The sequence below is a fragment of the Oculatella sp. FACHB-28 genome (genome assembly GCF_014696015.1).
In the GTDB taxonomy this organism is placed as follows: Bacteria; Cyanobacteriota; Cyanobacteriia; order Elainellales; family Elainellaceae; genus JAAUTN01.
In genome coordinates this window covers 36977-49245 of sequence record NZ_JACJPJ010000036.1, presented here as the reverse complement: position 1 = coordinate 49245, position 12269 = coordinate 36977, and the positions used below count along the sequence as shown (strand labels likewise).

The window sequence follows — 12269 nt, the reverse complement described above, 5'->3', positions numbered from 1 at the left end:
ACTCATGCAAACCAATAATCCTTAGCTGCGCCGACCGTGCCGGAGCCAGTTCCAAACTTTAGCAAGGGTTTCTTCTATCCAGACCATGCCTGAATCAAGCCATTCTAGGAATTGCTCTAAAGGATGTTTGACGTAGCCGACAAGAGTAGCTTCCGTTTCAATCCAGGTGGTTTGCAGGTCAGATGAGCTTTGAGGATTGGGTTGATCTAGCTGTCCGGGTACGTCTGGTTGGCAGGGTTGTAGAGCTGAGCCAGTTTCAGGGGAGGGAGGCATTGGGGCGATCGCCACTGTCCTTCCTGAGTCTTCAACCTGGGCTAATCTCTTTTCTGACCAGACCGTTCTCAAGTTTGGCAAGATTCTGCTGAAGCGATTTGCCTGAGGATTGGCTTGAGAATTTGCCTGAGGAGAATCTTGCCGCTTACCTGCAAACGGAAACACACCGCTAAAGCGAGAACTTTTTAGCAGGCGCATAGGTGTTGCGGCTGAGGGATTCAAAGTTGCTCGCTGCCGTCGTTCCCAGGGGTTGACCATTGCCGCTGAAAACTCCGTCATCTCAATAAAGCCGCTGGTGTCATCATCCTCAGTCCAGGGATCGTCAGCCCCAGGCTCAGTAAAGTTGGCAAGGTGGGTGTAGGCGATCGCTTGATCAGCTTGCAGTCTCGCGACCAAAACAGACTCGTGGAATAAGTTGGTGGCGATCGCCACCGAGCCGGTCTGCATCCACGCCATTAGCCGCCGAAACAGTCGCACGGGAGGCAGTGCATTTTGGTGAACTTCGGATAGCGGCAGGGGAAACGGGACCGGCTGCTGCTCCGCCCACAAGGCTCGTCGGGTTCGCCAGTACTGAGCCACTTCCCACACAATGCGTCGGTGTAACTGAACCTGCTGCTCAGTCGTCAAAATGTCTAGAATCTGACTCTGATTGGTAACTAGCACTAAGGAACGGCTAGTCAACAAAGATGCAATACCAATAATTTTGCTGGAGGGGGAAAGCGATCGCGCGGTTCCATTTGCACTGACAGTCCCATTCCCATTAACAGCCCCATTCCCATTAACAGCACTGCTTCCACTGATAGTGCCGTTCTGACTGACAGCAATTCCTGCTTCGGTTGCCTCTCCAAACGCCCTGTGTTCAATCGCACCGTGTTCAGTCGCACTATATTTAGCTGCATCGTGACGGACTGTTAATCCATCAATCTGAATCGCTTGCACAGTCAGTTCAGCCTGATCCTGAAGCTGAGACAGATCGGATGAGGCGGCTAGCTCCAGCGGCGTTTTCACCGTTGGCAGCAGCGCGAACGCTTCTACCGTCTGCAACACTTTATAGATTGGCGTATCAGAACTGAGGGTGGGTTCGGGCCGGGGAGGCGCGTTGACGTGCTTTACTTTCTCAATCGCCTTCTCGACTGCCTTGAGCCGAAGTGAAGTCGTTTGCACCGCCTGTCGAAGCTGCTGCGCCGTTACTCGTCCCGTCTGAAATGCCACATAAGCTGGATATAGCAAAATTTGCACACCCCAGGTAGCGGTCGTTTTAACTGAACGAACAGTGCGTCTGATCTGTTCACTCAATTGCAGCGATCGCCGATTGAAAAAGTTAAATACGCTGCTCTGATAGCGACCGGGGGAAGGCATGGGTCGAGGGGGAATGCAATGCTGAGGGGAGTGAGAGATTCTGTTGTACAGTCGGGGGAAGCCGTACGAATGCCCTGATCTTAGTCGAAAGATGACCGATGTTACCTCAGTTGCCCAAAATCAAATGCCGCAAAATGCTGTCTTAACTGTCCTGGAGCAGATTGATCAGGCGATCGCCCATTTGCGTCAACTGACCCAGCTCGATATTCAGGCAAACTGGCATTACTGCCTTGAGGATTTATCGATTGCGGACGCAACCCAACCTGAACGGTGGAAAGAGTGGGCGACCGCTTCCCTCAACTTACGGCATCACGTCGCCTGGGCAAAAGGACAGCAAGTGCTGTGGCTGGGACAAACTCTGACCATTCCGCCAGCTTTGGAAGGATATTTCCTGGAAGGGCTGGCTTTGCGGCTGGCTGTGGTCTGGTGGGCAGAGGACGCGCAAATTTTTGTGAATGGGGAGCTGGTGCAGGAAGGCGATATTTTTGACGCTTCCACCCGAATTTTGCTTAGCCCATCTGCCAAACCGGGAGAGCAAATTCACGTTGCGCTGCGGCTGGTCAGTCCCGGTCATGACGATGGTGCGCTGGTCAAGTCGCTCTGCCTCTACGAAAATTCATTTCCTGATTCGCCTACTCCTGAACCGGGATTTGTGGCAGATGAGTTGGCTGTTTTGCAGCGATATCTCACCGCCTTTGCACCCGAAAAGCTGGAAACGCTAGCGACTGCCGTTGCTCAACTCGATTGGGCAGCACTGCGGGATCAATCTATAGCGGCTCGTCTTCGCTTTGACCAATCGCTGCAAGCCCTGCGACAAGAACTTCAGCCGTTGGGTGACTGGCTAAAACAGCGGCAAGTTCAGCTTGTGGGACATGCCCACCTGGATCTGGCGTGGCTGTGGACGGTAAGTGACACCTGGGAAGCAGCAGAGCGCACCTTTAAGTCGGTTCTCTCGCTTCAGCAAGATTTTCCTGAATTGACCTTCTGCCACTCGTCACCTGCACTGTTTGCCTGGATCGAACAGCACCGACCGGAGCTGTTTGCAGCAATTCAAGCCCAGGTTGAAGCGGGTACCTGGGAAATCGCAGCGGGGCTTTGGGTGGAGCCAGAGCTAAATTTGGTCAACGGTGAGTCGATTGTGCGGCAGGTACTTTATGGTCAGCGCTATGTGCAGGAAAAGTTTGGCAAACTGAGCGCGATCGCCTGGTTGCCCGACAGTTTTGGGTTTTGCTGGCAGCTTCCGCAAATTCTCAAGCAAGGGGGCATTGAGTACTTCGTCACCCAAAAACTGCGCTGGAACGACACCACAGAATTTCCCCATGAACTGTTTTGGTGGCGATCGCCCGACGGCAGCGAAATTCTCAGCTTCATGTCTCCCCGCATCGGTGAAGGCATCGATCCGCTAAAAATCTCTGAATACGCTTCCACTTGGGAAGCCAAGACTACCATTCAGCAATCTCTTTGGCTTCCTGGTGTAGGCGATCACGGCGGCGGACCCACTCGCGACATGCTAGAAGTCGGTCACCGCTGGCAGCACTCCCCCTTCTTCCCCCAACTCACCTTCAGCACCGTCCTGGACTACCTGCGATCGCTGCCTCAGATGGGCAATGCCCACCCCCCTTCCCTAGTCCCTAGTCCCCACCAGCCCCCAACCCCTTCCCTCCCCACTCTAAACTCCGAACTCTACCTCGAATTCCATCGTGGCTGCTACACATCTCATGCCGACCAGAAATGGTGGAATCGTCGCTGTGAAAGGCTCCTGTATCAGGCTGAATTGTTCAGCTCTGTGGCAACTCTGGTTACAGGTGGAAATTATCCTAAAGGGGAAATCGAAAGTGCCTGGAAACAGGTGCTTTTCAACCAGTTTCACGACATTTTGCCGGGTTCTTCAATCGCAGAAGTCTTTGACGATGCCAATCAAGCCTGGATAGAGGCAGAGCAAACCGGAGAACAGCTTTTGGTGAAGGCACTGGAGGCGATTGCCACTCAAATTCACCTCCCTGCTCCACTACAGCCTGATTGTCAGCCCATTGTGGTCTTCAATTCACTGAACTGGGCGCGATCGGAAGTCGTCGCAGTTCCCGTTTCTGAAGCAAATTTAGAATGGCGAGTTTTCAACCTGGAGGGATGTGAACTTTCCTGCCAGATGCAGCGGGATCATGATGCTCATTTGCTGTTTCACGCGGAAAGTATTCCTGGATTGGGCTATCAGGTGTACTGGTTGAAGGGCGAGCGCCCCACAGGGGAGACTGCTTCGCACCCTTCTCAAATTTTGGCTGAATCATCTGCCCCTTCAGAGGCTTGGGTACTGGAAAACAAAACTTTGCGGGTCAGCATCGATCCCGAAACGGGAAACCTGAGCAGCGTGTTTGACAAAGTGCAGCAGCGGCAGGTGTTGAGCAATGCGGGCAATCAGCTTCAGTTTTTCAAGGATAGCGGTCAGTATTGGGATGCCTGGAATATTGACCCTGACTACACCAAACATGCTTTGCCAGCAGCAACACTGAAGCAAATTTGCTGGCTAGAGCGGGGTGAAATTCAGCAGCGGCTCAGAGTGGTACGCGAGTTTGGGCAATCGGAATTTCAGCAGGATTACATTTTGCAGCGGCGATTGCCCGTTCTCAAAATCGCCACTGTCGTCAACTGGCAAGAAAGTCAGGTGCTGGTGAAAGCGGCTTTTCCACTGAATTTGAAAGCTGACTTCGCGACTTATGAAATTCCCTATGGGGCGATCGCTCGTCCCACGCTTCCTCCCAATGACCAAACCCATGACCAAGCCGATACTGCCTCACTCCCTGATGCGGTTCGAGCCAAGTGGGAGGTTCCAGCCTTACAGTGGGCTGACCTGAGCCAGTCTGACGAAGGCATTCACTACGGTGTGAGTTTGCTCAACGACTGCAAACATGGATATGACAGCCAGCCATCTCAGTTGCGGTTGACACTGCTGCGTAGTTCAGAATGGCCCCATGCCGCAGCCGATCGCGGCATTCACCAATTTTGCTATGCGCTTTATCCTCACAGTGGCGATTGGCAAACAGCCGAGACAGTGCATCGCGGCTATGAGCTAAATCAACCGTTGCTGGTAGTCCAACCTAAGCAAGCAGGCACCCGCAAATTGTTGCCATCAACCGGACAATTCCTTCAGCTAGAATCACAAAACCTGGTTCTTACTGCCTTTAAGCCATCAGAACAGGGCGATCGGTGGGTTTTGAGAGTTTATGAATGTGAGGGGCGATCGGCAGAGCTAAAGCTGGCGGATCTAGGAGATCTTCTATCTGAATATCTCGAGCCTGAAACTGCCCAAATCACGACTCTGCTAGAGGAGTCAGATGGTTCTTCTTTAAACCAAGAGACACGAGCTTTTCACATTTCTCCCTGGCGAATTGCAACGTTCACATTCAAACAACAGCGCGATCAATAGCCCGATCGCCTTAAATGAAGGCAGTTTTCTGGAATTAGGTAATCCCAGACCGTAGATCAAAGGGCAGCTTTTGAGGGTGAGTGGGTGCCCATGTCAAGAGCATTAAAGATTTCCAATTTCAAAATTGGCAACCAACAGCCAACACTTGTGCGATCGCCCGCATAATCTTGAAGTAAGCCTGGTGCTGAAACCTTTCCTCGTCCTATCGCTAAGTTTGGTGTGACCTGAGTTCCATGTCATCAATTTACTGTAGTCAAAGTCATGAGAACCCACCGGGCAGCCGATTTTGCCGACTGTGTGGCGAAAAGCTTGCGGTCAACAGCCAGGTATACCCAGGCTCAGTCGCTCAAGGGATAGACACCACGATTGGTTTGCGCTATCGGATCAAGCGGCAGTTAGGTCATGGTGGCTTTGGTCGCACTTACCTGGCAGAAGATTTAAATCGGTTTAACGAACCGTGTGTGCTGAAAGAGTTTGCTCCCCAGGTTCACGGAACCTACGCTCTACAGAAAGCAGAGGAATTGTTTGAGCGGGAAGCAGGCGTACTGTACAAGCTTCAACATCCCCAAATTCCACGCTTTCGAGAATTATTTCGGGCAGATTTTGAGAAACAGGCGCATCTATTTCTAGTTCAGGACTATGTTGAGGGACAAACCTATCGGCAGCTTTTAGATGCGCGTAAGCTTCAGGGAATGAGCTTTACTGAGTCAGAAGTGATGCAGCTTCTGATTCAGCTTTTGCCTGTGTTGCAGTACATTCACAGCGTTGGGGTAATTCACCGGGACATTTCGCCCGACAACTTGATTTTGCGCTACAGCGATCAATTACCTGTGTTGATTGATTTTGGCGGGGTCAAGCAAGTGGCAGCGGCAGTTTCGCAATATGTGCAGGGAACGATGCAGGCACAGCCGATGTCTGCGCCAGAGACTCGACTCGGCAAGGTTGGTTATGCCCCCGAAGAGCAAATGCAGCTTGGTAGGGCTTATCCTCACAGCGATTTGTATGCATTAGCAACGACAGTGTTGGTGCTGTTGACGGGCAAAGAGCCGCAAGAGTTTTTGGGTAGCTTGCCGCGCCGCAACTGGGGTCAGGAGCTAAACCTTAGTCCAGGGCTGAGTGCCATATTGGAACAGATGCGATCGCCCCGCCCCAACGATCGCTACCAATCCGCTGCGGAAGTCTTGCAAGCCCTGGGAATTACCCCCGTCGATCTTGGCTACGTTCAAACACAGCCGCCCCCCAGCTACATTCCCCCTGCGCCGCCTAACTCTGAGATTCAGGGAACTGTGGCGATTGCCCCTCCTGTCACACCTCATAGCCCTACACCCTACGCCCCTACACCCCACACCCCCTCTCGCCAAGGTTTTGGCTTTGGCAAACTTCTAGTAGTGCTAGCTCTAATTTCGGGTTCCGCCGGAGCGGGCTGGTGGGCAACCACAAACTGGATCTTGCCAGAACAGGTACCCGGCCCACCTACAGAAGAAGCTGTTGAGCCAGGTTCCGATGAGTCTCCCCGCTTCTCAGAGGCAGAGCAAGCCCGCAAAGCAGAACTTCAAACACAGCGAGAGGAATTAGGCATTCCCTACGAGTTTTACGTCAACCTGGCAAATGCGGCGTTTTACGAACGCTATCCTGACCAGCGAGGACGCACCCTCACTGATGGTCCGGAGGATGAAGAATGGCGATCGCACTGGGACGAGATCGCCGCTGAGTGGCTGGATACTCTAGAAACTAGCCTCAGCCCAGAAGCGCGCGGACAGTTGGGCAGCTATGACGAAGGCGATCGCGAACAGTGGAAACAGCAAGCCAATCAGCTTTATGTTGGCAGTCGATCGCTCTATGACCTGGCAGATGCTCAATTCTTTCATCTGTTTCCTGAGCAGCGAGGCAAAGATTTTCTCGACCAGCCGCTGGGACAGGTATGGCAAGGAATTGTGTTTGACCGCTTGAGAACCTTGCAAGATGGCTCAATGCTGGAACAGATAAAGTTTGACGCTGACTCCTACAGCGAACAGTTAGAGGAAAGTCTAGAGCCAGGAGAAGGTCGAGTCTACACGGCTAACCTCTCAGAAGGGCAAATTCTGCGCCTGGATCTGGATGCTCCTTCTGACGCTACTCAGCTTTCGGTGTATCTACCTCGCCCCACGTCTAACCTGCCCGTTTTGCTGGAAGACTCTACAGACACCCGCTGGTCGAGCAAGCTGCCCCAGTCAGGCTTCTATGAAGTGGTAGTGGTCTCAACTGCCTCGGAGCCGATCGACTATCAGCTTGACCTCACCGTTGATAACGTCACCTCATCGCCTGTGGAGCCGGAAGAACCGGAAGCCCCAGAAGCCAAAAACTAGTGTCTGCATCCGTCACAGCTACTTCCCCATAGCAACCCCACAAGCTACCCATGTCTCTAACCCATGTCTTTACTAGAGCATTCGCTGGAAAATTATGAAGATAGGTTGTTTGAATTAGAAACGGCTGATCCGCTGCCGTCGGTCGAGCAAGTTTTAGATGTGTTGACGGCGCGAGATGTGGTTCATGCATTGTTGTGCGATCGCACCAGAGATGTCATCCGTCGCCCTGCCGTCCTCACGTACCTCGATCGCCGTTTAAGAAAGCAGTCTGACAGAATTACCCGGGTAGCTGACCTAGAAGATCTGCGAACCAGCTTTCACCCTAAAGCTGAAGCTTGGTGGTGGTTCTTTGAAGCTCCCGTCCCAGTTTACTGGTGGGATCGGTTCGATCGCCTGTGGAATGCGCTGGCGATTTTCCTATCGCTGCTCAGTCTGTTTGCGTTGTACAGCATTTCTACCCGGTTTTTGAGTGGCGATCGCGACACTCTCGGCTCAGTTGTGGTTGCCTTACAAACAGCACTCACAGGTTTAGTAATTGGCGGAGTCGTAACCAAAGATGGTCATATGACGATCGATCGCGTTTTGACCACGCTCAAAGTTCCAATCCACTTTAAGCAAGAAGGGCGGCTGATTCTGGTGACGCTGCTGCTGGCATCTCTAATTGGTTTTCGGCTATCTTTTCCGCTAATTGCTAATGCCTACACCTTCAATGGCGCAAAGGATTATGAAGCGGGGCGGCTGGTCGAAGCTCAGTTGAACTATCAGCGCGCAATTAACCTCAACCCAGACAATCTGGAAGCTCGATTTAAGCTGGCACTGGCGTTAGAGGATTTGGGCGAATTGGAAGATGCCAGTCGCGAATATCGCATCGTCAGCAGTAGCCGCAAAACTAATCCAAATGCGCTGAATCTAGAAGGATTGAATAACCTGGCGCGTTTATACATCTTGGCTGAAGACTATGACGAGGCGATTCCTTTACTCCTGCAAGCAAAGGATCAAGTCAAACCTGAAGCAGAATATCTGCGGTATTCCATTCTTAAAAACCTGGGTTGGGCCAGGTTGGGACAGGAGCGCTATGACGAAGCGGAGGTATATCTACAGGAAGCCATTAAAGTCAACAATGCTATGGCACCCGCACACTGCTTGCTGGCACAGGTGTTGGAGAAATTGGATCAGCCACAAGACGCGATCGCCGTATGGGAACGCTGCCTCTCGTCTGCGAAGGTAACTGACCCAGATGAGGATAAGTGGTATGGAATGGCGAGAGAAAGATTAGGAGAAATGGTGCCTCAGACGGTCTTTCAAAGTGAAGATGCCCCAACTGAATAGACTACATTTCTTGTGAAAGGGGCATCTCGCCCCTTAAGTGGACAAGCTATTCGCTCTACGGATTATTTAATTCACAGTTTAAATTCAAGGTTAAGGAGGTTCTTAAGAGATTCAAAGAAATGGAACTTGATAGTTTGCTGCAGCATCTACACAACATGAAGGATGCATTCAGTATGAGAATTACGCTTTTATATACTTAGGGTCTAATTCTTAAATTAGTTAGTTTAATTGGGTGCTTGAGCGATCGCCTTTAATGCCGCAACGGGAAGTGTTGTCGCAATAAGAACTGTCAGCGATCGCATCGAATCAGGGGTTGCACAGTCTAAATTGGAAGGATATCGATCCCGTACTACACGAGGGTCATTTTTGCATTTTGAAGCAAGTAGCAGTCACCAAGCTAAATTGGAAACTAGGTAAAACAGGTCATGCGGCGTGAAAGTTTCACTTTTGTTATTTTGGGCTTAGCACTGGCGGGGTTAGGCTACGGAATTGCTTATGATCTGGCTACTGCACAGCAATCCACCTCAATCTTCCGATCGTCCGAGCGTTCAGAGGCGATCGCCCGCATCGTTGATATTAACAACGGTCGAGTGGCCCGCAAAAGAGTTAATGCTCAGGATTACCAACTCGTTGATGTCAACACAGACCTCTTTGCAGGCGACCTGATTTTGCCCGAGGGCAATGCTGTTGTTCTGGTTCAGTGCAACGAGTCTGGAACGGTCTGGCGAGTCCCAACAGGCAGCCCCTCCGGAGTAAGCAGCGGTTGTGCGTCTCCCGATCGCTTCAACTTCGGTCCCAGATAACTCTAAAATAAATTTTTCTTTAGAATAATTTTTCTCAATAGCTCTCCCTTACTAGCCTTTGATGCCCAACCCCTAGTCGCACCTCCTCCTATCTGACCAAATAGGGCGATGAGGAAATCGCTCTAAAGAGTTAGACTCTTGGGTTAGAGGATTCACCTGCCAGAACAGAGCAACACGGGAGATGAGCGATGCAGCAAACGGCTCTGCTTTGCCTGATTTTTGTTAGCCTGATCGTTACTGGATGTAGAGGGACACTACCGCCGATCGCCAGTCCAACCTGCTACGAAACCACCAACCTAGCGGATGAAAGTGGGCTCTATCCCGTTCGCCAAAACAACCAGGTCGGTTTTATCAATCGCAGCGGGTACACCGTCATTGAGCCTCAGTTTGACGAAGCCTGTGGATTTTCTGAAGGGTTATCTCTGGCTGCTGCAAATGGCAAATGGGGCTACATTGACCGCACCGGGGAGTTTGTCATCCAGCCTCAATACGATTACGCAGAGCATTTTGTTGGCGGCATCGCGTTTGTTGAAAAAGACGGTCAGTTTACCTACATTGACGCATCAGGGCAGCTAGTGGCTGAGGTCGCCGGACAGGTTTCTTACGAGGATGGCAGCCGCAACGCCACCTGGAAAGTACCCAGCACCTTTGTCGATCGCCGTTCTGGTAGAGAAGTTCGCAATCCGCAGCGAGAAGCAGAAGCGCGCGAAAGAGATTTTGTCCCCGCACCGCAGGTTGAGATTGACCAATATGAGGGGTACAGCTACGCCTCTGAAGGGTTTATGGCAGTGCAGGTGAATGGTAAGTGGGGCTATATCGACCAGAGCGGAAAATTTATCATCGAGCCACAGTTCAGCAACTTTAGACCTTTTTCTGAGGGGTTGGTGGCCGTGCAGGTCGGCGACAAATGGGGGTACATGAATCAGCAGGGAGAATTTGTGATTCAGCCTCAGTTTTCCGGTGTCAAAGATTTTTCTGAAGGGTTAGCAGCGGTGAGCTTGGATCCTAAACAGTCTGAGTGGGGGTATATCAACCGTTCAGGAGACTTTGCGATCGCCCCCCAGTTTGACGGCTTTGCAGAAAACTTTGATGGCGGGCTAGCCCTGGTAAACCATGACAGCGTCGATTACTATATCGATCCCCATGGGCGCATCGTTTGGCAATCGACCAAAAGCTGGCTCGTGACCGCAATCCATTTTGTTCAAGATTTTTGGGCAATTCGGGCAGGGTAAGCAGGTGAAGGATAGATGGAATTCCAGGAATCTTTGAAAATTAACCTCCATTTTCCCCTCCCAACCCCAATTTCCACTCTCCAAGCCTTAATGTCTAATCCTCAATTCCTAATACACCATTAAGATTGGAGTATGTGTGATTTAGATGTGAATTATGACTGCCAACGTTGAAATTTACACTTGGGCTTCTTGTCCTTTCTGCATTCGAGCTAAAGCACTGCTGAATAAGAAGGGAATTGAGTTTACCGAATATCCCATTGATGGTGATGAACGGGCGCGAGCAGTAATGGCTGAACGGGCTCACGGTAGACGTTCTTTGCCCCAAATTTTTATCAACGATCAGCACATTGGCGGCTGCGATGACCTGTATGCACTCAACTCTCGCGGCAAGCTGGATGATCTGCTAGCCGCATAAGAACTTGGACATAGCTGCTTTGGACATAGCTGCTTTGCGGTTTAATGTAGAGTTGCCCAAGTGCATCGCTGGAGAGTGGCTGCGTGAAATTTGCGTTTATTATTGACCCGATTCAAAAGCTTGATCCTGGTCACGACACCAGCGTGGCGCTCATGGAGGCAGCACAAACGCTGGGTCATGAGGTTTGGGTGACGGAGGCAAGATTGCTCAGTGTGACGGGTGGCAAGGCTTGGGCTGAGCTACAGCAAGTGCAGATCACTCCAGCGCAGTTAGTCGATGGACGCTGGGTAGTGGAGTCAAACTGGTATCAGCTTGGCGATCGCACCCTCCTCTGCCTGGAGGAAATGGACGCCGTGTTCATGCGAACTGACCCGCCCGTGAATGTGCCCTACCTCTACGCCACCTACATTCTGGACTATGTGAATCCGGCAAAAACGCTGGTGGTTAATTCGCCTGCTGGACTGCGCCTGGCGAATGAAAAAATGTATGCGCTTCAGTTTGCTGATGTGATCCCTAAGACGATCGTGAGTCAAGATAAGCGGGTGATCCGGCAGTTTATTGAGCAACAGGGTGCGGCGGTAATTAAACCGCTGGGTGGTAAAGGCGGCGAGGGAATTTTGCTGATCGAACCAGGCGATCGCAACTTCAATTCTCTGGTCGAAATCAGCACCCAAAACCAGTACCCGATCATGGTGCAAACGTTTTTGCCAGAAGCCAAAGACGGTGACAAACGGGTGATTCTGCTAAACGGTGAGCCCATTGGTGCCGTGAATCGGATTCCGACGGGCAGTGAGTTTCGCGGCAACATGGCAGTGGGCGGACGGGTGGCTGCGGCAGAGGTTACTGAGCGCGATCGCCAAATTTGTAGTCTCTTAGCCCCTACGTTGCGGCGAGATGGCTTAATCTTTGTAGGAATTGATGTGATTGGGGGCTACCTAACTGAAGTAAATGTCACCAGCCCAACCGGAATCCGCGAAGTGGATCGGCTCAACAATGTGCGACTGGGTGAACAGGTGATTCGTTGGGTGGAACAGCAGCCCGCAATCCGTTCGGTCTGAGAAGCGTTTGGGGCGATCGCCCGTATCTGAAAGA

Annotated in this window: 8 protein-coding genes; 7 read left to right on the top strand and 1 reads right to left on the bottom strand. The window is 51.6% G+C overall.

Translation table 11 applies throughout. The features are described from left to right. Window positions 1-21: 21 nt before the first annotated feature. On the bottom strand, window positions 22-1632 hold the full coding sequence (locus H6F88_RS04140) for a hypothetical protein (protein WP_190641485.1): 1611 nt from the start codon (window positions 1630-1632) through the stop codon (window positions 22-24). Window positions 1633-1723: 91 nt separating this feature from the next. Here H6F88_RS04140 and H6F88_RS04135 point away from each other — a divergent pair, with 91 nt between their 5' ends. The 7 genes from H6F88_RS04135 (at window position 1724) to gshB (ending at window position 12235) form a co-directional block, all read left to right on the top strand. Then, the gene (locus H6F88_RS04135; RefSeq protein WP_242050382.1) at window positions 1724-5053 is read left to right on the top strand and encodes an alpha-mannosidase; all 3330 of its coding nucleotides are present in this window, start codon (window positions 1724-1726) and stop codon (window positions 5051-5053) included. 233 nt (window positions 5054-5286) lie between these two features. After that, entirely contained in the window at window positions 5287-7398 is a 2112-nt protein-coding gene (locus tag H6F88_RS04130; RefSeq protein WP_190641484.1) for a serine/threonine-protein kinase, read from the top strand. Between the two features lie 63 nt (window positions 7399-7461). Further along, the gene (locus tag H6F88_RS04125; RefSeq protein WP_190641483.1) at window positions 7462-8727 is read left to right on the top strand and encodes a tetratricopeptide repeat protein; all 1266 of its coding nucleotides are present in this window, start codon (window positions 7462-7464) and stop codon (window positions 8725-8727) included. A gap of 425 nt (window positions 8728-9152) precedes the next feature. Next, on the top strand, window positions 9153-9530 hold the full coding sequence (locus H6F88_RS04120; RefSeq protein WP_190641482.1) for a hypothetical protein: 378 nt from the start codon (window positions 9153-9155) through the stop codon (window positions 9528-9530). Window positions 9531-9718: 188 nt separating this feature from the next. Beyond that, window positions 9719-10762 (top strand): WG repeat-containing protein, encoded by a 1044-nt coding sequence (locus H6F88_RS04115; RefSeq protein WP_190641481.1) that lies wholly within the window; start codon window positions 9719-9721, stop codon window positions 10760-10762. A 154-nt stretch (window positions 10763-10916) separates the two neighbouring features. Beyond that, the gene (gene grxC, locus H6F88_RS04110; RefSeq protein ID WP_190641480.1) at window positions 10917-11177 is read left to right on the top strand and encodes a glutaredoxin 3; all 261 of its coding nucleotides are present in this window, start codon (window positions 10917-10919) and stop codon (window positions 11175-11177) included. An 83-nt stretch (window positions 11178-11260) separates the two neighbouring features. Beyond that, entirely contained in the window at window positions 11261-12235 is a 975-nt protein-coding gene (gshB, locus tag H6F88_RS04105; RefSeq protein WP_190641479.1) for a glutathione synthase, read from the top strand. Window positions 12236-12269 lie beyond the last annotated feature (34 nt).

Bases quoted from the DNA above. Each gene is read 5' to 3' on its own strand.
- H6F88_RS04130 (WP_190641484.1), top strand. From the start codon at position 5,287: ATGTCATCAATTTACTGTAGTCAAAGTCATGAGAACCCACCGGGCAGC.
- H6F88_RS04140 (WP_190641485.1), bottom strand. From the start codon at position 1,632: ATGCCTTCCCCCGGTCGCTATCAGAGCAGCGTATTTAACTTTTTCAAT.
- H6F88_RS04125 (WP_190641483.1), top strand. From the start codon at position 7,462: ATGTCTTTACTAGAGCATTCGCTGGAAAATTATGAAGATAGGTTGTTT.
- H6F88_RS04120 (WP_190641482.1), top strand. From the start codon at position 9,153: ATGCGGCGTGAAAGTTTCACTTTTGTTATTTTGGGCTTAGCACTGGCG.
- grxC (WP_190641480.1), top strand. From the start codon at position 10,917: ATGACTGCCAACGTTGAAATTTACACTTGGGCTTCTTGTCCTTTCTGC.
- H6F88_RS04135 (WP_242050382.1), top strand. From the start codon at position 1,724: ATGACCGATGTTACCTCAGTTGCCCAAAATCAAATGCCGCAAAATGCT.
- H6F88_RS04115 (WP_190641481.1), top strand. From the start codon at position 9,719: ATGCAGCAAACGGCTCTGCTTTGCCTGATTTTTGTTAGCCTGATCGTT.